At 39.7% G+C, this 21369-nt stretch carries 17 protein-coding genes, 1 tRNA gene and 5 pseudogenes; 10 read left to right on the forward strand and 13 right to left on the reverse strand.

The window, feature by feature from the left end; all coding sequences use genetic code 11:
* Positions 1–23 precede the first annotated feature (23 nt).
* Positions 24–1613 (forward strand): B12-binding domain-containing radical SAM protein, encoded by a 1590-nt coding sequence (locus AAZO_RS09665; RefSeq protein WP_013191115.1) that lies wholly within the window; start codon positions 24–26, stop codon positions 1611–1613.
* Between the two features lie 341 nt (positions 1614–1954).
* Positions 1955–3463, forward strand: coding sequence for a UbiD family decarboxylase (locus tag AAZO_RS09670; RefSeq protein WP_013191116.1), 1509 nt, complete (start codon positions 1955–1957; stop codon positions 3461–3463).
* A 39-nt stretch (positions 3464–3502) separates the two neighbouring features.
* Here AAZO_RS09670 and AAZO_RS37660 read toward each other — a convergent pair whose 3' ends face one another.
* Positions 3503–3670, reverse strand: a complete 168-nt coding sequence (locus AAZO_RS37660) for a TauD/TfdA family dioxygenase (protein ID WP_228371588.1) — start codon at positions 3668–3670, stop codon at positions 3503–3505.
* A 15-nt stretch (positions 3671–3685) separates the two neighbouring features.
* Entirely contained in the window at positions 3686–4387 is a 702-nt protein-coding gene (locus AAZO_RS09675) for a TauD/TfdA family dioxygenase (RefSeq protein WP_228371589.1), read from the reverse strand.
* Between the two features lie 122 nt (positions 4388–4509).
* Between AAZO_RS09675 and AAZO_RS09680 the strand changes: the two are divergent.
* A pseudogene (locus AAZO_RS09680) lies at positions 4510–4896 on the forward strand (transposase); the annotation flags it as partial.
* A gap of 161 nt (positions 4897–5057) precedes the next feature.
* Here AAZO_RS09680 and AAZO_RS09685 read toward each other — a convergent pair.
* From AAZO_RS09685 to AAZO_RS29650, 5 genes are all read right to left on the reverse strand, one after another.
* Positions 5058–6056, reverse strand: coding sequence for a hypothetical protein (locus AAZO_RS09685; RefSeq protein WP_013191118.1), 999 nt, complete (start codon positions 6054–6056; stop codon positions 5058–5060).
* A 10-nt stretch (positions 6057–6066) separates the two neighbouring features.
* The gene (locus AAZO_RS37665; protein ID WP_013191119.1) at positions 6067–6312 is read right to left on the reverse strand and encodes a hypothetical protein; all 246 of its coding nucleotides are present in this window, start codon (positions 6310–6312) and stop codon (positions 6067–6069) included.
* A 354-nt stretch (positions 6313–6666) separates the two neighbouring features.
* Positions 6667–8535, reverse strand: coding sequence for a molecular chaperone DnaK (gene dnaK / locus AAZO_RS09690; RefSeq protein WP_013191120.1), 1869 nt, complete (start codon positions 8533–8535; stop codon positions 6667–6669).
* A gap of 131 nt (positions 8536–8666) precedes the next feature.
* Positions 8667–9161 (reverse strand): Hsp20/alpha crystallin family protein, encoded by a 495-nt coding sequence (locus AAZO_RS09695; RefSeq protein ID WP_013191121.1) that lies wholly within the window; start codon positions 9159–9161, stop codon positions 8667–8669.
* A gap of 706 nt (positions 9162–9867) precedes the next feature.
* Positions 9868–10242 carry a thioesterase domain-containing protein gene (locus tag AAZO_RS29650; protein WP_081462745.1) on the reverse strand — a complete coding sequence of 125 codons (375 nt, stop codon included), beginning with the start codon at positions 10240–10242 and terminating at the stop codon, positions 9868–9870.
* Positions 10243–10244: 2 nt separating this feature from the next.
* Between AAZO_RS29650 and AAZO_RS29655 the strand changes: the two genes are divergently transcribed.
* The 3 genes from AAZO_RS29655 (at position 10245) to AAZO_RS41185 (ending at position 11218) form a co-directional block, all read left to right on the forward strand.
* Positions 10245–10427, forward strand: coding sequence for a hypothetical protein (locus AAZO_RS29655; protein WP_081462746.1), 183 nt, complete (start codon positions 10245–10247; stop codon positions 10425–10427).
* Between the two features lie 410 nt (positions 10428–10837).
* A complete protein-coding gene (locus tag AAZO_RS09705) occupies positions 10838–11050 on the forward strand; it encodes a hypothetical protein (RefSeq protein ID WP_144031271.1) in 213 nt (70 codons plus the stop codon).
* Positions 11051–11095: 45 nt separating this feature from the next.
* The gene (locus AAZO_RS41185) at positions 11096–11218 is read left to right on the forward strand and encodes a hypothetical protein (RefSeq protein WP_266888917.1); all 123 of its coding nucleotides are present in this window, start codon (positions 11096–11098) and stop codon (positions 11216–11218) included.
* A 689-nt stretch (positions 11219–11907) separates the two neighbouring features.
* On the opposite strand, the pseudogene AAZO_RS09710 reads toward AAZO_RS41185, so the two are convergent.
* Positions 11908–12270 (reverse strand): annotated as a pseudogene (locus AAZO_RS09710) (thioesterase II family protein); the annotation flags it as partial.
* 154 nt (positions 12271–12424) lie between these two features.
* Between AAZO_RS09710 and AAZO_RS41190 the strand changes: the two are divergent.
* The 3 genes and pseudogenes from AAZO_RS41190 to AAZO_RS37670 all read left to right on the forward strand — a co-directional run bounded on the left by AAZO_RS41190 (position 12425) and on the right by AAZO_RS37670 (position 13632).
* Positions 12425–12556 carry a hypothetical protein gene (locus tag AAZO_RS41190; protein WP_266888919.1) on the forward strand — a complete coding sequence of 44 codons (132 nt, stop codon included), beginning with the start codon at positions 12425–12427 and terminating at the stop codon, positions 12554–12556.
* A 99-nt stretch (positions 12557–12655) separates the two neighbouring features.
* Positions 12656–12892, forward strand: a pseudogene (locus AAZO_RS09715) (MFS transporter); the annotation flags it as partial.
* Between the two features lie 620 nt (positions 12893–13512).
* Entirely contained in the window at positions 13513–13632 is a 120-nt protein-coding gene (locus AAZO_RS37670; RefSeq protein WP_013191123.1) for a transposase family protein, read from the forward strand.
* 424 nt (positions 13633–14056) lie between these two features.
* Here AAZO_RS37670 and AAZO_RS09720 read toward each other — a convergent pair.
* From AAZO_RS09720 to pdhA, 5 genes and pseudogenes are all read right to left on the reverse strand, one after another.
* Positions 14057–14894 (reverse strand): annotated as a pseudogene (locus AAZO_RS09720) (hypothetical protein).
* A gap of 415 nt (positions 14895–15309) precedes the next feature.
* A pseudogene (locus tag AAZO_RS09725) lies at positions 15310–15855 on the reverse strand (hypothetical protein); the annotation flags it as partial.
* Positions 15856–16248: 393 nt separating this feature from the next.
* Positions 16249–16320: transfer RNA gene (locus tag AAZO_RS09730), tRNA-Lys, on the reverse strand.
* A 59-nt stretch (positions 16321–16379) separates the two neighbouring features.
* On the reverse strand, positions 16380–17249 hold the full coding sequence (locus AAZO_RS09735; RefSeq protein ID WP_041642879.1) for an aldose epimerase family protein: 870 nt from the start codon (positions 17247–17249) through the stop codon (positions 16380–16382).
* Between the two features lie 131 nt (positions 17250–17380).
* Positions 17381–18418, reverse strand: a complete 1038-nt coding sequence (pdhA, locus tag AAZO_RS09740) for a pyruvate dehydrogenase (acetyl-transferring) E1 component subunit alpha (protein ID WP_013191125.1) — start codon at positions 18416–18418, stop codon at positions 17381–17383.
* Between the two features lie 562 nt (positions 18419–18980).
* On the opposite strand from pdhA, the gene AAZO_RS09745 reads away from it, so the two are divergent.
* Entirely contained in the window at positions 18981–21332 is a 2352-nt protein-coding gene (locus tag AAZO_RS09745; RefSeq protein WP_013191126.1) for an IMS domain-containing protein, read from the forward strand.
* Positions 21333–21369 lie beyond the last annotated feature (37 nt).

Genomic DNA, 21369 nt, shown 5'->3' on the forward strand with positions numbered 1-21369 from the left:
ATTCAGGTTTTCCAATTAACATCATGAATGTATTACTTATATATCCGTTGTTTCCAAAAAGTTTTTGGTCTTTTGAAAAAACACTAGCTTTGCTAGACAGGAAAGCGATGTTACCACCATTGGGCTTGGTGACAGTAGCCGCAATTTTACCCCAACAATGGAATTTTAAGCTAGTAGACAGGAATATTCGCCAAATTACCGAAGCAGAATGGGCTTGGGCTGATTTGGTGATTTTATCAGCGATGATTGTCCAAAAAGAGGATTTACTCGCACAGATTCAGGAAGCAAAGCGTCGTGGTAAGCTTGTGGCTGTGGGTGGACCATACCCGACAGCATTACCTAACGAAGTCACAGATGTGGGAGCAGATTATTTGATTTTGGATGAAGGGGAAATTACGCTACCTTTATTTATAGATGCGATCGGACGCGGTGAATCTTCAGGAATCTTTCGTTCTGGTGGTGAAAAACCAGATGTGACAAACACTCCCATTCCTCGTTTTGACCTACTGGAATTTGATGCCTATGCGGAAATGTCAGTGCAATTTTCCCGTGGCTGTCCCTTCCAGTGTGAGTTCTGCGACATTATCGTCCTCTACGGTCGCAAACCCCGCACCAAAACACCAGCCCAACTCCTCGCAGAACTTGATTATCTCTATGAATTAGGTTGGCGACGCAGTATTTTTATGGTGGATGATAACTTCATCGGCAATAAGCGTAACGTTAAATTATTCTTGAAAGAACTACAACCTTGGATGGTTGCACATCATTATCCCTTCTCCTTTGCCACAGAGGCTTCCGTTGACTTAGCCCAAGATCAAGAATTGATGGATGCAATGGTAAGGTGTAATTTCGGGGCTGTGTTCTTGGGAATTGAAACCCCCGACGAAGAAAGCCTTACTTTTACTCAAAAATTCCAAAATACTCGAGATTCCCTCACCGAAGGAGTAAATAAAATTACACGCTCAGGGTTACGAGTCATGGCAGGTTTTATTATTGGCTTTGATGGCGAAAAGTCGGGTGCTGGGGCGAGAATTGTTAAATTTGTGGAACAGACAGCCATTCCCACCGCTTTATTTAGTATGCTCCAGGCCCTGCCTGATACAGCATTGTGGCATAGATTAGAAAAGGAAAACCGACTCCGCAATAAATCTGCTAATATTAATCAAACCACATTGATGAATTTTTTTCCTACAAGACCTTTAGCAGAAATAGCCAGCGAATATGTAGAAGCGTTTTGGGAACTATACGAACCATCAAGATTTTTAGATCGTGCTTATCGGCACTACCGCATTTTGGGTCAAGCAACCTATCCCAAAAAGGGCAAAGGTGCTAAAAAACCATTGAATTGGAAGGTACTGCGGGCATTGTTGACTATTTGCTGGCAACAAGGTGTGTTCCGTAATACTCGTTGGCAATTCTGGCGCAATCTCTGGAGTATGTACAAGCATAATCCTGGTGGTATCAGTAGTTATTTAGCCGTTTGCGCTCAAATTGAGCATTTCTTGGAATATCGTCAGATTGTGCGGGATCAAATTGAGGTTCAAATGGCTGAGTTTTTGGCAGCAGAAGCTCAAGTTAAGCTTGAGGAAGAAAAAGCTCAAGTTTTAGTTTAGAGGCTAGTACAGTACGGCGTAAATAAACCAACCATTCTAAATGTCTGAAAAGCTCACGCCGTATTCATTTTGAATTGTGTTCGCGTAGGGTCTCCGAAGGAGATATTTTGTTAGGGTAGCTCTTCTGAAAGAAGCATTTTGAATTCACAGCGGTACTAGGACTTACGCAAAAACTCTCCCAAACTCCTACTTCTCTGTTTCCTCTGCGGTTACTTATTCCGTGACTCGTGCGTAAGTCTTAATCTTTCCTATTGATAGGATATCTATAACTAATACTTTAAATCATTCCTAATGACCACTAAGATGAAAATAGCTTTACACTTCTTAACTTTTAGGGAAATATGGCGCGAGATTTACGGGGATTTATCAAAATCCTAGAACAAAGAGGACAATTAAAGCGAATTTCAGCTTTAGTTGACCCAAATATGGAAATTGCCGAAATTTCCAACCGGATGCTACAAAAAGGTGGGACAGGATTAATCTTTGAAAATGTCAAAGGTGCATCTTTCCCCGTTGCTGTCAATTTAATGGGGACACTGGAAAGGATATGCTGGGCGATGAACATGGAAAAACCAGAGGAATTGGAAACCTTGGGAAAGAAACTGAGTATGCTTCAGCAACCCAAACCACCTAAAAAGATTTCCCAAGCGATAGACTTTGGGAAAGTGCTGTTTGATGTAGTGAAAGCGAAACCAGGAAGGGATTTTTTTCCTGCTTGTCAACAGGTGGTAGTGGAAGGGGATAATGTAGATTTAAATAAGTTGCCGTTGATACGTCCTTATCAGAGAGATGCCGGAAAAATTATTACGCTAGGATTGGTAATTACCAAGGATTATGACACAGGAACGCCCAATGTTGGTGTATATCGGCTACAACTGCAATCTAAGAACACCATGACAGTACACTGGTTATCAGTGCGGGGTGGTGCGAGACATTTACGCAAAGCAGCGGAATTTGGTAAAAAATTAGAAATTGCGATCGCACTTGGTGTTGATCCTTTAATTATTATGGCAGCAGCCACACCCATTCCTCTAGACTTATCAGAATGGTTATTTGCAGGGCTTTATGGTGGTTCAGGGGTACAATTAGCCAAGTGTAAAACAGTAGATTTAGAAGTTCCCGCAGATTCAGAATTTGTCTTAGAAGGAACAATTACACCAGGGGAAGTTTTACCCGATGGACCCTTTGGCGATCACATGGGATATTATGGTGGCGTGGAAGATTCGCCATTGGTACGCTTCCAGTGTATGACTCACCGCAAAGATCCAATTTATCTGACTACATTTAGCGGTCGTCCACCCAAAGAAGAAGCTATGATGGCGATTGCACTCAACCGCATCTATACCCCTATATTACGGCAACAAGTATCAGAAATAGTCGATTTCTTCCTACCCATGGAAGCATTAAGTTACAAAGCTGCGATTATTTCTATAGATAAAGCTTACCCTGGACAAGCAAGAAGAGCAGCCTTAGCTTTTTGGAGTGCATTACCCCAATTCACATACACTAAATTTGTGATTGTTGTTGATAAACATATCAACATTCGTGATCCACGTCAGGTTGTCTGGGCAATTAGTTCTAAAGTAGACCCTTCACGGGATGTATTCATATTACCAAAGACACCCTTTGACACCTTAGACTTTGCTAGTGAAAAACTCGGGTTAGGGGGCAGAATGGGCATAGATGCAACTACCAAAATTCCCCCAGAAACTGAACATGAATGGGGTGAACCATTAGAATCAGATCCTGATATTGCTGCAATGGTAGAAAGACGCTGGGCAGAATATGGTTTAGCAGATTTAAAACTAGGAGAAGTAGACCCCAATTTGTTTGGTTATGATATGAAGTAATACACGTATTACCACTCCTCTCCTTGGGGGAGTGTTATTTTAAAATTGAAAACCTGGAGAACACAAACGAATATAAATCTCTCTTGTTTTATCCGTAAAAGCCCTTCTAACATGCATAATTCTTGTATTATCAATCATTAGAATATCCCCTTGATTCCAGCAAATACTGGTACTAATTTTATCCGCAATTCCATTCAATTCTTCCATAAGTTCATCAGTAATTTATGAATCATCATCAAATTTCAGAACATCAGGATTCAATTGCATTGATGGTAAAAGGCTATTAATAAAAACCTTATGATTTCCACATCTGCTAGGAATAACTACTGGACAAATATAATATTCCAATAAAATTGATTCATCTTCATATATGGTTAGATGCGTATCGTGACTTTTACACATCTCTTTTAGCTGATTAACATCATCAATTTTATATTTCGTCAGCCATTGCTCTTTATTCATTCTCACAGTAAAGTTAAGCTTGTTTCGGCTGAATAATTCTTTAGTTGAATTACTGAGTTCTGCAAAGAAATACCTACCATCACACACCGTTGTTTCACCATGTTGTGAAGCGGGGTTAGCACAGAAAAACCACAACATCAGGAGAATATTCTTCTCATAGTACATTTCTCCATGTAACTTAATCTCTGTCTGGAAATCGTTAACACTTAAAATAGTCTGATCATTATCAATGACCCTTCTCTTGAAAGGACCACCAGCATAATCTAAAAAATCAGTACTGAATAAATTGCTAAAATCTCTAAATATTTCCGTATCAGCATTAAATCCTCTAAACAATAAAACTCCATATTCTTTAAAGAGATTAATAATTTTTTCTCTGTCTCTTTCCAAAATACTCTTATCGTCTTGGTTGATGATTTGCTGTTCGATTATTTCCGAAATTGGCTGTGTGATAATATTCATGTTAAGAGGCTATTGATAAAGTAAATGTAAAGGGGACTGGAAAAGGAATGTTGGAAGGATAGGATACGTAAATGTAGTGTATTTACATAGCTACTCATGGAACGAAAGTCTTACCCCACAGACTTATGTTGAAACTTGTTGTTAGTGAAGCGAATGCCCCAGAACTAATACTTGCTGCCTATGCACTAATGGAACTGCTAGAGGAACCCACAGAATTATTGGAAAAAGTCCAAGTTTTATGGGTTGATTCCGGTTATGACGGTGATAAATTTGCACTTGCAGTTTGGTTCCTGATTCAAGCTCATGTTGAAGTCATAGGAACTACTGAGCAAGAATTTAAAGTTTTACCACAACCCTGGGTAGTAGAAAGAACATTTGGGTGGTTTAACCAATATCATCGTCTAAGCAAGGATTATGAGCGTTTAACACAAATGAGGGAAGGGGCTATATATGCTCTTATGACTAGAATTATGCTACTTCCTCTTGTCTCCTCAACATTTACTTTATAAATCATCTCTAATTAAGAAACCTTGAGCACAAATGAAACTCCTTTGTAGCTACAAGTATAGCATTCGTAACCCTTTTGTGAATATCTACTAAGAAACACAGGTGATAGGGAACAGGGAACAGTGAACAGCTATAACTGATAACTGACCCTAGACTCTAATCCCTACATCCTTTTTTGTATCATCCTTGCATCCCAGGTATAGAAACCGATTTGGTTAGGAACTCTAGAGAATCTACCTGTGCGATGACCTCTAGATAATTCATTGAGAACTTTGTTTTTCACCTCTCTAATTTCCTGATCATTAAGTTCTCCATAAATACCATTGACCACTTCATTGACACTAAAAACTCGTTGTCGATGTTGTTCTAAAAAAGAGGTGATAGCGTCAATCAGAAATTGACCCTCAAATTCTTCCAGCATCGGAACAACTTTAGCTTGCGGTGAAAGAAAAGGCCTTTTCTTTCTACTTTTAGCATCTGACGAAGCACCATTATGATGATTTGGGGCTAACAGACTTAACACCAGAGTATAACAACCAGGTTCATTAGGAATAGCAGACCAATAACCCCTTTCTCTACCTTGGGTAAGAGAAGATTGAACCCTACCTTTGACAATTTTGAAAATAGTTGACTCCAAATATCCGTAAAGCGATCGCACAATAAAATCTATATGGCATACCGTACCAGCATATTCATGCAGCAGTATTTTCAGAGCTTCCATGCGAGTCAGAGATTGATATTGGAGCAACATAGGAATTTCTGCCCCCTTCGTAAAAGCCTCATGACTCTCTGAAAAGGTATTGATCAGATCAGAACTTTCTAACTCTGTAGCAACAGTAGCAGAACTTGAACTGTCTATTTCCCATTTATCCAAATTAGCAGGTTCTGATTCTAGAGACTCCAACAACTCTAAATCCGACCTATCATCAGATGACAAGGACAAAGGTGAATCGTTTTCATCAGCAGCTTCCAGTTGAGAAAGTGATTCATGTTCATCATAAGACCAAGGAGACAACAAAGCCTCCACATGATCCAGTTGCGAGCGCGCTTCTATGAATAGCCGTTGGTACTCTTGTGTTAGAGCAGTATAATAGTCTCGTAATTCCAACAACGGTGTAATAAATACCTCTGAAGGAGGTTGCAATTGTTCTTTAGGATTCATATTACTTCAATCAATCTAAATCAACATCACTCTTGTAAGTCATCGACCGAGGTTTAATTTTTCTAGATTCCGACAATGAGCTTTTACGTACTTGAAGAGGACGGCAACTTTCACAATATAAAGGTCTAGGTCCGAAAGTTTCCCGTTTTGTAGCCTGATTACATTCTTTACAAACAAAATTAAAAACACGAGTGTGAATCAGCCTTTTATGCGCTCTGACAGTATATTCTCTAACATCAATGGTTTTGGTAGCCATAATTAAGAATTGCCCATTTCTATACTCTTAATATAGCTATTCAACCAAATGAAACTACATCAGTATTTGTTTTAGTGTAAGTTGTATTCAAATCCTTAAAATAAAACCAAGCATAGGATGTGAATGTTATTTGTCAACAATAAACAGTGAAGTAATCTCCTAATCATTGTGATTGTTCCGCTGTTTATACTTTCCTGGCAATGACCATTCATATTTATTTAATCAAGTCTTTTTACTCTTTCATCCCTACCTAGTGAGAATCTTGATAACTTTGGTTTTTAAAGCATCCTCCTCACGGATGAAATAGAAGGATGAAACTCTTCATCCTTCCTAATTTAGGATTCATGCTTTTTGTTATTTATTTTCTACAAAGTCAGCATCAATCACATCTTCACTCCTACTACTTCCATCAGAACTTCCTGCTTGTGCATAAACCGTACTACCAACCTGCATCAACACTTGCTGTAATTGACTGCTCAGAGACTTAATCCGATCGAAATGATCTTGATTGATAGCTTCCGCCAAATCCTTGACCAAATCTTCAACTCGTCCTCTATCAACAGCACTCACCTTATCACCCAAGTCTCTGAGTTGTTTCTCAGCTTGATAAACTAAAGAATCACCCAAATTTTTAGTATCAATTTGTTCACGTCGTCTTCTATCTTCCTCCGCATGAGATTCTGCATCCCGCACCATCTTTTCTACATCCCGCTTATCGAGAGTAGAAGCACCTGTAATAGAAATGGACTGCTGTTTGCCCGTGGCTTTATCCTTAGCAGTAACAGAAAGAATACCGTTAGCATCAATGTCAAAAGTAACGTCAATTTGCGGTACACCTCTCGGTGCTGGAGGAATACCATCCAAACGGAAAGTACCTAAACTCTTATTATCTTTAGCTAGTTCCCTCTCACCTTGCAAAACGTGAACTTCCACATTACTTTGACCATCAGCAGCCGTAGAAAAGACTTCTGATTTCTTCACCGGGATAGTTGTATTGCGGCTAATAATCTTAGTCATCACACCGCCAATAGTTTCCACACCCAAAGACAACGGCGTAACATCAAGCAGTAAAATATCTTTGACTTCACCGGATAAAACACCCGCTTGAATAGCCGCACCCACCGCTACAACTTCATCAGGATTTACACCTTGACAAGGTTCTTTACCCGTCATCCGTCGCACCAGTTCTTGCACAGCGGGAATGCGAGTCGAACCACCAACTAAAACAATTTCATCAAGTTGAGCATTACTGAGTTTTGCATCTTGCAATGCTTGTTGGACTGGTTTACGACAACGGTCGAGAAGGTCGGCTGTCATCTCCTCAAATTTACCCCGTGTCAGCATCATATCCAAGTGTTTTGGACCCGCCTGAGTAGCAGTAATAAAGGGCAAATTGATATTAGTTTGAGTTGCACTAGAAAGCTCAATTTTTGCCTTCTCCGCAGCTTCAGTCAATCTTTGCAAAGCTTGTTTATCCTTACGTAAGTCAATGCCTTCGTTACTCTGAAACTGATTTGCTAACCAATCAACAATCTTTTTATCGAAGTCATCACCACCTAAATGAGTATCCCCACTAGTAGATTTAACTTCAAATACACCATCCCCAACCTCCAAAATAGAAACATCAAAAGTACCGCCACCAAGGTCAAATACTAAGATAGTTTCATTTTCCTTTTTATCCAAACCATAAGCCAAAGCTGCTGCTGTTGGTTCATTGATAATGCGGAGAACATCTAACCCAGCAATTTTACCTGCATCTTTAGTAGCTTGCCGTTGAGAATCGTTAAAATAAGCAGGAACTGTAATCACCGCTTGAGTAACTTTTTCTCCTAAATATTTACTAGCATCATCAACTAACTTTCTTAGCACTTGGGCAGAAATTTCTTCTGGTGCAAATTCTTGACCTGCAGCGGGACAATTGAGCTTTACATTGGCATTACTATCCCGCAGAGTTCTATAAGAAACTTCCGTGGCTTCATGGGTAATTTCTTCATATTTGCGCCCAATGAAACGTTTCACAGAATAAAAAGTATTTTCTGGGTTCATTACCGCTTGTCGTCTAGCAATTTGACCAACTAAGCGTTCACCAGTTTTTGTGTAAGCTACAACCGAAGGAGTAATACGTTGCCCCTCAGAATTAGCAATTACTAAAGGTTGCCCTCCTTCCATCACGGCAACACAAGAGTTTGTAGTTCCTAAATCAATTCCTACTACTTTTGCCATATCTTCCCCCTGGGCTTCAGTAGAACTTTACTTTTTTAGTAAGCATTCAGCTATATCTCATTCCCATACTCTATATGGGAATGAGAAAAAACAAGAATCTAGGTTTTCACCAATCAGAACTTGCTGATAAATCAACCAAGATTAACTTTGAAAGCTTTTTGTTTCTGAGGTTCTGCTTTCGGCAAGTTCAACCGCAAAATCCCATCTTTATATTCAGCCTGTGCTTGTTCATGCTGCACAGTAGAAGGCAATGGTATTACCCGTTGGAATTTACCATAACGGAATTCGGAACGAGTATAACCTTCTCTTTCTGTGGTAGTTTCAGATTTCCTCTCACCAGTAATAGAAACAGCTTCAGGAGTTACTTCCACATTTACATCTTTCGCTTCTAAACCAGGTATTTCTAGTTTTAATTTAAAGGCATTATCAGTTTCTTCAAGTTCAGCAGCAGGGATAAAGGTTAATCCTGTTCTTTCACCCCCATCACCCGGTATCATTCTTTCAAACAACCGATTCATCCGTCGTTGGAGGCTATCAATTTCGCGGAAAGGGTCCCAGCGTTCAAGTTCACGAAATGGTTCTAAGCGTTCAATATCCCGGATTGGATCCCAACGAACTAGTGCCATATCTATCTCCTGTACAATGGTGTATTTGGACTTTGGAGGCTTAAATTCAAGCTTCACAAATGGCAAAAAATACTACTATTTTTTTAAATCTTTCGATGCCTGAAGCTTAATCTTTTGCTTCCTACTTAAACAATAACACCAACTTTCAAATTCAGTTGGTTCGGTTTTATAGGTATGGGAATCGCAATAGCCGTACCTGCTGACTTGGTTCACAATTTATTACAAAGTTAGTTATAAGAATGAGTTGACTTCTTAGATTAGTCAGGAATTTTGTTATTCATGAATTATTTGGAACTGCTATATCAAAAATTAGTTAACTATAACTCTACCCAAGGTGTAAAAGTTATTTTTAATAGAAATAAGTAGGTGGGCGTAAAAATTTATGTTATGTTATGTTATGTTATGTTATGGCGAATGTAGCAAGGGGGAATCAAGCAATCCCAAGGGTTTCAAGTAATTTACATTTTCTTACATAGTTATATTTATTTGTGTCTACCTGCTTAGTTTTACTGTAACTATTGAGATATGCTTTTCAGTAAAACATTTTGATTTGATGTTATGAAGAAATGATTACCGTGAAACTTATGTAAAGTAGACCTCTTGCAAACTTCTTTCTGTGGTATGATAGAGAGTTTCAGATTTTATATATTCTTGGTGTTATTTACCATCGCTAATTCAAACATAATCCTGTAACTCTAACTTTTAGCTAAAACAAGGACATCACCCTATTATAACATAAAATTAATTCTGCAAGAAGTCGAGTAAAAGCCGCAGTTGTATGTTCTTCCCATGCTTCTAGCTCATAATCAGTAAATGTGGGATCTTGCAAACCACCAAAAACACTAATAGGACAATCGAAAGGTCTTTGATGACTGTAACTGTAGGTATCTAAAACTGTAAAATCAGCCCGGAGAATTGGCAGAAAAAGTTTGACAATGTCTTCATTTTCTATGACATCATCAGAAGTACCATTAAAATTGCGAATTTCTTGCCAAAACTCTGCATATGGTAATTTGTAAATTGGTAAGGATTGAGGTGGTGGGGTATTGACAAGTATGATAGGTGAGGCAGAATATAGCAGTTATGGAAAAGAAGCTGCCACCAAAACTAGACAGAGAGATATTGAAGCAGTTGGCAACAGAGGAACTCGTAGAAATCATTATTGACCAGGGGAGAAGTATAGAGAAGCTAACAAATAGAGTAGTAGAACTGGAAAAGGAAATAGAGAAACTCAAAGTCAGTAGAGATTTAGAGACCATAACATGATCCAAACCACCATCGGGAGACATCCTCAAAAAAAGCGATAACAAACAACAAGAGAAACAAGAAGAGAACCAGATACGAAAACGGAAACCAGGAGCACAACCAGGGCATAGGGGAAAAAGGAGAAAGGGGTTTGGTGGAGTAGATAGAATAGATTTAAGATAGTGGGACAGCAAGTGTGTGGATGGTGAGGTCACGGGCAATTGTTTGGCGAACCAATAAAAATCCAAACACAACAAGTAGGGGACTTGGTGGACAGGCCAATGGAAATGGATTTGCAGTGTGTGTGGGGAAACACAAAGTGTACACTGGTCACCAGAGATAGTACCGGTAAAAGATATAGGAATCACAGGACAAGCTTTTTTGGGATGGAGCAATAACTAGGGCCATTGACCCAGTTCCCACAACAACACTTGTTGTTGTGGGAACTGGGTCAAATAGAAATTGGAGTGGGAACATTAGTAGGTACCAATGAAGGAATAGATGGTCCAGTGGCTCAAAGTATTTATAGCCTCAAACAGTGGATAAAACAAACCCAGCCTCATATCCTTGGGGATGAAACACCCTGGGTACTCAAAGGGGTGAAACAATGGTTATGGATTTTTGCTAATAGTGACTTCCCTTGATTTTATGGGTCTGATACTCTTTTTCCTGGCGAATTAGAATCCATTGTGGGTTCAAGTTACTCTGGTGTACTCAGTTCTGATCACTTTACTGCCTATAAGGGTTATCCGGTCACAGCTCAACAGAAATGTCATGCACATCTACCCTACCACGTCACTTCAAGACACTAATCAAGATTCCTGGCTTCAATCACCAAGAAATTGACACAAGATTCATCGACCTCATAGATGAAGGTTTTAAAAACTACCCTTTATTCTAATAAACCCAAAACCTTCATGAATTCTTGACTTGGCCATCCTAATTTCAACAAAAAGTTGAATCTTCCATTCATTAGACCTATTGCAGAATTAATTTTATTTTAAAATGAGGCGTTATCTTTGGTTTAGCTAAAATTTATAGTTACACGGTTATGTTGGAATTAGGGAGCCCAAAGAACACCAAAAATACATAAAATCTAAAAATATCTATCAATATAAACAATTTTGCAAGAGGTCTATTCATTGATTGATAAAGACGCAGGGGAACCTGGTAAACTGTTACCTTCCTTAGGCAATAGACCTTGATCATAATTTAGCTGAACCAAGGTTAGGTTTAGCACTGACACAACGAAAAGTCTGTGGTGCTTCTCTTTCTCTAGAGCTATTCCAACATACTGCCAATTTATTGACGGTTATACAAACTTTTCGTCCTCAAGCACTTTCTCTAATTGAGTTTTTTGACCAACCTATGAAAGCCATGGTTCACTCTGCTTTCCATACACCTTATTTAATCCCTCTACCTTAGACCTGAATCCTTACGTAAATTGGTTTTTTGTACGACTAAATTGTGGACCATTGCGAGCAGATATAAATAGATATTATGGAGTTAAATTACAATCTGAGCGCAATAAGCGAGCTAATTCAAAGCTGACCAGTCCACCCATACTATGACCAAAAATAGCAAAAGGTTTATCCAGATAGGGAATGATATTTTGAGCTATTCCCCTCACCAAAGGGTACATTTCTGTGTAGAGGGGTAACTTCATTTGTCTTCCCCTTCCAGGAAGTGCTATAGGACACACTCCAACTTCAATAGTTGGAGGTAAATCATTAGGGCAAGTAAGAAATATCATGGCACTACCACCTGCGTAGGGTAAGCAGAATAAGCGTAATTTAGCTTGAGGGTTGGGTTTAGGACAAGTTACCCAGGAGTTGAAAGTGGTTAATGACTTGGTTGTAATCATTGATTTTAGGTGGGTATAATAATACTTATGTAACTACTTCACAGTATATTGACTGAGATACTAGACAATTTAGTAATATCAGTATTTGTCATTCAGGTTGGTGTGACGAGTATTTGATGAGTGTTTAGATGATTCGTCCTAAGACCACATTGGTTTGGTAGCGCGTTCTCTCAAACTAGCATCGAGAAAATTCACCAGTGAAAGCCGTCCCTCGCAAGTTGCTGAAGTGGTGAATTTTTACCGAGAAGATTCTATTCTGTATACCAAGAAATTACCAGTTATTTAGAAGATACAGACAAAATTACCCAATATCCCACCTACTCAAATATTACTGGTACTAAAGTTGTTGATATACCTGGTGAAGAAGTAGACCCTGTGATCTAGAGCCTTCACAGTATACTCAATGTATGTTTGTAAAGGGGAATATAAAACTTCTCATTTTCCCATATCTACTGGATTAATGGCTTTGGGTCTGATGATACCAGGAGCAATTAGTGGTGCAATTCAACAAGCATTAGAATATCCATTATTCTTTATATTGGTATGTTTGCTAACTACTCCCGGTATCTTAACTATATTTTTTATTCCTTTAAAACCGGAAAATAATCGCCAAGTGAATTAATGTTGTAGGGTATAAACTGTCCATCTGATTTCCACAAATATTCTGTTTAAATAATGTGATACTTCCATTTACTGAGGTAGTTTAGACTATATTATTGCAATAGCAAAAACTAATTTCCATGCGTTAGAAATATAAATATGATGATTAAACAAAACCTTCAATTTTCAAGAGTTACCGGAATCAATGTTATTTGTGAAAACTGAAAACCTAATAGAAGTAATATATCGACGAGGATAGGGTGTGAAAGAGATAGCAGCTTTAGCTACAATTGTTGATCAAGCTGCTAGTGAAGGTGATAAAGTTGCTAATATGATTATTAGACCTGTCAGGAAAATGAACTTGGTGTGAAAAAAATGCTAGAAGGGAATTTTGAGGGTGTACCAAAAGGAAAAATCCAATAAATTAACTATATTCAAGAATATCCACATTGTAGAAAACAAATACTGGGAATAACTAACTATCAGTTTCAAGACTTATTAGCCCAAGGTGAAATGTAGCATAGAAAAATTCAAGGTGACATAGAAACTAAAAACATAGGTATAAATCAGAAAGGAGGAGGGGGGAAAGGGAAACTAGAGATAAAAGAACAGGTATGTCTATGCTTGTTCTATTGGAGGCAAATGCCAACATTTGAGGTTTTAGGTTTGCATTTCGGTATATGGAAAACGGAAGCAACGGACACATTTCATTACTGGCTAGAGATATTACGAGATGTTTTCCCTCCTAGTCTCCTTGAATAGCTAGAAAAACATGATAGTGATTATGCCATGGCGACTCAGAACAAAAGGCAGGAAACAAAGAGTTGTCCACCAAGGGTATTGTTGTTGAATAGGTCATTAGACTTGTAAAAATATTCCGGGTACCTCAAGAAAGATTTCCCCTGAATTCCCAAATTTACTCACAAGTAATTCTTACTATTTGTGGTTTAGTCAAATTAGGAATTGGTTCATTAGTTTTGCCCATTTCATAAATGTTATGGATATGAGGTCAGTTATAAATTAGTCATCAACATCGTCATGGATAGTTCCTATCAGTTACTATTCCCAACCCTGCTTCTTTCCTTGGCTCTTTCCTAATCTTAACACTATGGAAAGCCAGACACAGACTCATTTGTAAATTTTCGGCCCTCTCTATTGGTAATTAAGACATACTGCTAGTAGAGTATTATTGTTGTTCCATTACACCCACTAAGGATTGCAAGTCAAAATCACGATCGCCTCCACTTAGACAAATACCAGAACTGACAACAGTCAAGTCAATTTTAGTTATCGCACTACTGTGACGAACACCATCTGCAGTTGTCCAATCAACTGTCCAATAATCACCGCAATCATGGAATTGGCGTAATTCACCACCCCCCATCTGCAACGCCTTTCTAAGGCGCCTTTCATCCTGTTGGGGTTGAGCAAAGCCCTCAATCCGCTGACTTGCTAATTCATACACCGTGCGGATTTCTGGAGTAATGCCTTTCAACTGCAATTCCTTTGTAGGAATGAGTTGTTTAATTGCAGATTGCAGAGTTTCCACCATTGTCGGATAGGTATGGCGATCAACTTCCTCGAACCAGGAGGATTGTCCATACTAACCAGCAGTGATTTGCTCAAAGGCAACACCTTAATTTACTAAATGTACTGCGATCATGTTAACCACCTTCAACCCTTCAACCGTTGATGCATATCTGCTTCATTCACACCGTATGCTAACCAAGTTAGTCGTTGCAGGTTATGTGCTAACCGCAGTCTAATTTGGAAAAGTTTTGCAGCTATTCGCCAACTTGGGGTAAGTCTGGTTCTTCTACCAGCTTTGCTGTCTTTTCATCCACAGCCTGAAAGATGCCCAAACCTTCAAATTTATTACTAGGCTTTGGCATGAAGGTATAAACCATCCCGGGTACTCCTGTGCGGACTCGTCCACCCTTGAGACAAGGCGCAAGGAATTGGGTTGCAGATAACTGTGCTTCTGCGATCACAATTTGGTTGATTAGCTTAGATATATCAGTAATAAATAATACTTTTTATTCAAAATAAGCTACAGATGCAACCTAGAAACCGGAATGAAATCTAACTGCCTTAATCACGAACGAATATAGTTTCCTGCGTGTAAGTTGGTGGAGCATTACGTGTTCTCAGTTACTAGAGGGACTCCCCTGGTGAGTTGTTACACACTCTTTAAAAGATGGCTACTTTTTTTACCGAACCAATTTCAATGAAAATATTGCCATTTCTATAACAAAAAATACTTAGAACTAAAATTCTCACTTTGCTATTCGTCATTCTCATGCAGTTTCTTTAAAGTTCCAACAACAAAAATAAACTGTTTATGAATCTTCATAAATCTCTCTTTTCTAATATGAAGAGTTACCTACTGAATAAACATTGCTCAACATTTTTACTGGCAAGCAATACTAGATTATAACCTTATTTATCTGCCCTTACAGGCAAAGGCATATCCAGAATCTCCATCAGCAAATCCAGACGAGAGGGGGGCGTCAAGAGTGGGACAAGTTTCGGCAAACTGTAGTAGTCCCCCGCAAAGGTAAAGGTATCTACAGGTGCTTGTTGCTGCTTCAGTTGACTTGCCACTCAGTTGTAATGAGAACCAACACGGACAATCACCACATTAGGCATGACCGCAAACTCACGGAAGTAAGTATTGTAACAATCAACAAAGTAAGGATCAGTATTTTCACCTTCATCCGTCATCAAAATAATCTGGTCAACAACCTGCTTCTTCTTCCCCATGGCTTGCAATGCACAACCGATACTAGTGCCACTACCTGCATTTATGTAATGAAAAGCATGCTCCCAGTCAGTCAACTCCTTACCCTTTGCCGTCATAGAAGACAGAATAGTATCGAACGGATAGACAAACAGTTCTGCCTGAGTGATACCAGAGATTAAAGCAGTGAGTTGCTTACCAACTGGGATAACATCCTCCATTAATCCAGATTTATTAACAAGTATCTTATTAATGGATCTGATAGGGACTGAACCGATACTCTCCCTGTGAGAGTTGCACTCACACCTCGTGTAAGTTGAAAAAGCTGTGGTAACACCCCAGGAATTGAACCTGCACTTATCATTTCAGATTATCGCTCTACCACTGAGCAAGTATGTAAGCTTTTTCGTCAGAGAACTGCATCGTGAATCACGGTCTAAAAACGAGACATCCCCCGACCAGAGATGAGCAAAATTAAGGTGAACGACCCACACTGCCCTAATAGCTTCCTGCCCAACAGAAAGCACAGTAGTAGATTTCTTACTGTGTGTACAGGGTAGCTAGTTGAACGGTGCGATAGTTTCCACAACTTCCCAACAAAGATTCCCGCTTCTGTATTAGCGAGCTTTCCCAAAAAATGGGTCGCCCGGGATTCGAACCCGGAACTAATCGGTTAAAAGCCGAGTACTCTACCGTTGAGTTAGCGACCCTTTTGCATTTCGTAACTTTCTAAGTTTTGCAAACTATCTCTAGAATTGTCAAGGGTTTTTTAGAAATAATTCACCCTTAATCTCACAGAGGTACTTTTGCTTGCTCCTGGCTCCAACATAATCAGGTTTTCACCAGTATTGAGCGAATTACGCCCAGCCATCCAAGGTTCAAGACAATAGAAATCTTTGCCCTTGAGAGTCCAGAAAACAAGCATAGCATAGATATGATCATAATTAAGAGTTAATTTCAATTTACGGCTATTATCTGTCACCGTAGCCGACAGACTCTGCAAATATCCAAAAGCAAAATCTATTTCATCGCGGTTAAAGTCGAAATTGCCGCTAAAGGGGTGCATTTCCTTGGTTCTCTGGTCTAGATACTGTCCAGAGGGAATTTCAAACTCTAATTGTGACTTATTACCACACTGGAAATAGGGATGAAACCCAGCCGAAAAGGGCATTGGTGTGGATGACAGGTTTTGATAAACTTGGTGAATCACTAAAGTATTACCTTGGAGGGTGTAGGTAAAAGTTACTTGAAAATCAAAAGGATAAACAGCGCGTGTTGATTCATTGCTTTTAAGAACTACGCTTAAACTTACCTTGCCTTCTGTGTTTTGTTCAGTCACTTCCCAGGGTAGATCTCGCCCAAAACCATGTTGTTTGAGAGTATATTGTTGTCCGTTGTAGGTGTAAGAATTATCTAGCAAGTTACCACAGATAGGAAACAAAATTGGTACACCACCACGAACGCTTAATTCCGGGTTAGCAAACCTTTCCACATCTAAATAGAGAATTTCCTCTCCCTGCATCCGCCAACGGGTAATAATGCCACCTCTTTCTGGTACTACTTCCAGTTGGGAGTTAGCGGTATTATCTGTGAGGATATAGGTTTTGTATTGTTGTTGTTGTTGCGTAATAGTAAACACAATATTTCGTGATTGGTGATTAGTGATTGGTGATTGGGCATTGGGCATTAGGAAAATTACTTCCCTGTCTCCCCTATTTCCCTCATCACCCCCAGTCCCTAGTCCCCAGTCCCCAGTCCCTAGTTCTCAACTTACTCGTCTTCTGCAAAGATGAAGCGATATAATTCGCTGGCATCTGGTTCAGGGCTGCTTTCGGCGAATTTGACTGCTTCGTCGATAACTTCCTGAATTTTCTTCTCAATAGCTTTGAGTTCTTCTCCTGTAGCGAGGTTTTGTTCTACTAAATAAGTGGCTAATTTTTTAATTGGGTCACGAGAAAACCAATATTCTTTTTCTTCTTTACTGCGGAGTTCATCTGGGTCAGCTAGGGAGTGACCACGGAAGCGATAGGTCATGGCTTCGATGAGGGTGGGTCCTTCTCCTGCACGAGCGCGGGCTACAGCTTCTTGGGCGACTTGCCGAACTGCTAAAACGTCCATTCCATCTACTTCTACCCCTACCATGTTAAACACGCTGGCTTTTTTGTGAATTTCGGGATCTGATGTGGCGCGATCGTGTGCCATGCCGATCGCCCATTTATTATTTTCTACCACAAATAAGATTGGTAATTTCCATAACGCTGCCATATTTAATGTCTCGAAAAATTGACCGTTGTTAGCAGCGCCGTCACCAAAGAAACAAGCGGTTACTTGGTCGGCGTTTTTGTCTCCTAATACTTCCCGGCGATATTTGCTTTGAAATGCTGCACCAGCCGCAACAGGAATACCTTCAGCTACGAAAGCATAACCACCTAATAAACGGTGTTCGGCTGAAAACATATGCATGGAACCACCGCGCCCTTTGCTGCAACCTGTGGCTTTACCAAATAGTTCTGCCATGACTTCTCTGGCTGGTACACCTGAACTCAAAGCATGAACATGGTCACGGTAGGTACTGGAAACGAAGTCTTCCCCTGGGCGCATTGCTCCTTGAATAATACCTGTGGAAACGGCTTCTTGACCGTTGTACAGGTGGACAAAACCAAACATTTTGCCTCTGTAGTACATTTCGGCGCATTTGTCTTCAAAAAACCGCCCTAATGTCATATCTTCGTATAACCGCAACCCTTCTACTTTGGTAATTTGGACGGTGGCAGAGTTGAATGTGGGTAATGTGCGTTCTTGAACCATGCTTGTGAAATATCCCTGTAGTACAAGTTAAAGTTACGGTCTTAAAATTAAGTTGCTCTTATATAACGTTAGCTACAAATAGGCCAGTGTTGACAAGAGTCCGCAGTTAAATCTTATTTATGCACTAAAAAGCTCTGTAGGAAATTGGTAAGTTGTAATTTCTCCATGTTTTATGTTTATGGATTGTTGGTGCGTGATCAGTTTCAAAATCGCTACCTTTGGTGTTCGTTTCTTAATTTAGCAATCAGGATGGCTGCATTTCTGCATAGCCATTAACAATTTAGGTAAACTGGGGTGATGAGGGGGATGGGGAAGATGGGGAGGATGAGGGAGAGAATTAAAATATTGCTCGTGGCTCCTGATAACTGATAACTGATAACTGATTGCTTAAGTGCTGGAAAGAAATAAAAAGAACTGTTAAAATATACACTTGAATTATATAATGGACACGGTATTATTAAAGCTATGATTATGGCACGGTTTTACATACCTGGAATAGTCTAGGTGAATTATGCCGATCTCTATGAGACGCTACGTAAACACGTTGCAGGGGAAGTAGGCTGTGCGAATTCCGCTAGATTACTACCGAATTTTAGGACTACCGTTGGCGGCAAGCGAGGAACAATTGCGGCAGGCTTATAGCGATCGCATTGTTCAGTTGCCCAGACGGGAATATTCGATTGCAGCTATCTCTTCTCGTAAACAACTCATAGAAGAAGCTTACGTGGTTTTATCAGATTCCAAAGAACGCGCTATATATGATCAGCTTTATCTCTCCCACGCCTATGATCCTGACCGGGCAGGGACGAAATCGCTGTTGGAAAACCGTGTCGAAAATAACAACCGCAATCACGATGTCCAAAGTCTCAGCATCGAAATTGCCCAAGAGCAGTTAGTAGGTGCTTTATTACTCCTACAAGAGTTGGGAGAATACGAATTGGTACTGAAACTAGGCCGTCCATACTTGGTAAATAGAAATAGGAAGGTTGGGGTGAGAGTAGGTAGTTATCTGGCCAGTGAGGAATTCTCCTCCAGTCCTGAATTACCTGATATTATTCTTACAGTGGCTTTAGCCTGTTTAGAATTGGGGCGGGAACAATGGCAGCAAGCTCACTATGAAAATGCAGCTATATCTCTAGCAACTGGCGAAGAATTACTCATGCGTGAAGGTTTATTTCCCAGTGTGCAAGCGGAAATTGCTGCGGATCTTTGTAAGCTGCGACCATATAGAATCCTAGAATTATTGGCACTTCCTCAAGACAAGACTAATGAACGCCGTCAAGGGTTGGAATTATTACAGAATATTTTAGAAGAGCGTGGAGGTATTGATGGTGCTGGTAATGATCAATCAGGTTTAAATATAGACGATTTTCTACGATTTATTCAACAGTTACGCAACCACTTAACTGTTGCAGAACAGCACAAATTATTTGAAGCTGAAAGCAAGCGTCCTTCTGCTGTGGCTACATATTTAGCAGTTTATGCCTTAATAGCCAGGGGTTTTTCCCAACGTCAATCAGCTTTAATTCGTCAAGCTAAGCACATGTTGATGCATCTAGGTAAACGCCAAGATGTACATTTAGAACAATCTTTATGTGCTTTGTTACTCGGACAAACGGAAGAAGCAACCCGTGTTTTGGAATTAAGTCAGGAATATGAAGCTTTAGCTATTATTCGGGAAAAATCTCAAGATTCTCCAGATTTGTTACCAGGACTTTGTTTGTACTGTGAACAGTGGTTACAACAAGAGGTTTTTCCTCATTTTCGAGATTTAGGCAGAAAACAAGCTTCTTTAAAAGAATATTTTGCTGATAGACAGGTACAAGCTTATTTAGAAGATCTACCTACGGATACTGAAGCCTCTAATGAATGGAATGCAGTTAATCATCAAGCTTTTCCTGGTTCACAAGTAAATAGTCCCCGCTATCGTACTCCTGATCATGGAACTAGTAGGCAAGTTAATCATCACCACAATTTTGAAACTGAGTTACCATCAGCAGTAATTGGTGAAATACATGATTCTAGCCATGTTTCTCCACCTCGATGGAATGCTTCACTGGGATACAGTGGTGGTCAAATACCGGAAATGGCTGGAGAACAGTCTGCTGGGGGAAATGTGGCAGCGTCTGGACATAACCAGCAGATGCCTGTCAGAACTCAGATAGATGCGCCAAAACAAACGCAAAGACGTAGGCAACGCAAGCCTACTCCTGCTAACAGTCGAGACAGTGGTTCAAAACATCATCCTTATTTACCTAGACGACAACGCGGTTTTGCTGGCAACTTAGATGCAAAAACCCGGTTAGTTTGGCTGGTGTTTTTATCTATGGGAGGTTTATGCGTTTTTTGGTTGTTGCTTTCTACAGCTTGGGGATGGGTAAGCAATGCGTTTTTCCCTAGACCATCTTTGCTGGGAACACTGTTGGCTATAGAACTGAATCAACCAGTAGTTAGCATTCCTGACCCGAACAGCAAACCAGAAGTGTATGACGGGATGGTGACAACTGCGATCGCAAAACAAGTGATTGAAAATTGGTTATCTACCAAAGCTGCAGCTTTCGGACCTGATCATGAAATGAATAGTTTAGATGAAATTTTAACTGGTTCTGCACTATCACAATGGCGAGCAATTATCAAGCAACAGGTAACAGAAAGCAGTTATCGCAAATACGAACATGATGTGAAGGTGGAATTTATCAATCAAAAAGAGACGGTTGCAGATAACGCCGTGGTCGAAGCTACAGTGAGGGAAATTACCCAGTTTTATGAAAATGGTGTGAATAAAAGGTCTAATGAGGATCGGTTACGGGTTCGTTATGATTTGATTCGCAAAGAAAATTCTTGGCGAATTCAGAATATGACAGTTGTCAAATCAGTTAACAGTTATCATTTATCAGTTATGAAGGTAGAATAATCAAGTGTTTGGGAATATGCCAACTTTAAGCGGCCCA

The sequence above is a fragment of the 'Nostoc azollae' 0708 genome (genome assembly GCF_000196515.1).
Lineage (GTDB): Bacteria > Cyanobacteriota > Cyanobacteriia > Cyanobacteriales > Nostocaceae > Trichormus_B > Trichormus_B azollae.

Bases quoted from the DNA above. Each gene is read 5' to 3' on its own strand.
- AAZO_RS09665 (WP_013191115.1), top strand. From the start codon at position 24: ATGAATGTATTACTTATATATCCGTTGTTTCCAAAAAGTTTTTGGTCT.
- dnaK (WP_013191120.1), bottom strand. From the start codon at position 8,535: ATGGCAAAAGTAGTAGGAATTGATTTAGGAACTACAAACTCTTGTGTT.
- AAZO_RS37665 (WP_013191119.1), bottom strand. From the start codon at position 6,312: ATGGCTACCAAAACCATTGATGTTAGAGAATATACTGTCAGAGCGCAT.
- AAZO_RS09685 (WP_013191118.1), bottom strand. From the start codon at position 6,056: ATGAATCCTAAAGAACAATTGCAACCTCCTTCAGAGGTATTTATTACA.
- pdhA (WP_013191125.1), bottom strand. From the start codon at position 18,418: ATGGTTCAAGAACGCACATTACCCACATTCAACTCTGCCACCGTCCAA.
- AAZO_RS09695 (WP_013191121.1), bottom strand. From the start codon at position 9,161: ATGGCACTAGTTCGTTGGGATCCAATCCGGGATATTGAACGCTTAGAA.
- AAZO_RS37670 (WP_013191123.1), top strand. From the start codon at position 13,513: ATGCCAACATTTGAGGTTTTAGGTTTGCATTTCGGTATATGGAAAACG.
- AAZO_RS37660 (WP_228371588.1), bottom strand. From the start codon at position 3,670: ATGGAAGAATTGAATGGAATTGCGGATAAAATTAGTACCAGTATTTGC.
- AAZO_RS09670 (WP_013191116.1), top strand. From the start codon at position 1,955: ATGGCGCGAGATTTACGGGGATTTATCAAAATCCTAGAACAAAGAGGA.
- AAZO_RS09675 (WP_228371589.1), bottom strand. From the start codon at position 4,387: ATGAATATTATCACACAGCCAATTTCGGAAATAATCGAACAGCAAATC.
- AAZO_RS29655 (WP_081462746.1), top strand. From the start codon at position 10,245: ATGGAAAAGAAGCTGCCACCAAAACTAGACAGAGAGATATTGAAGCAG.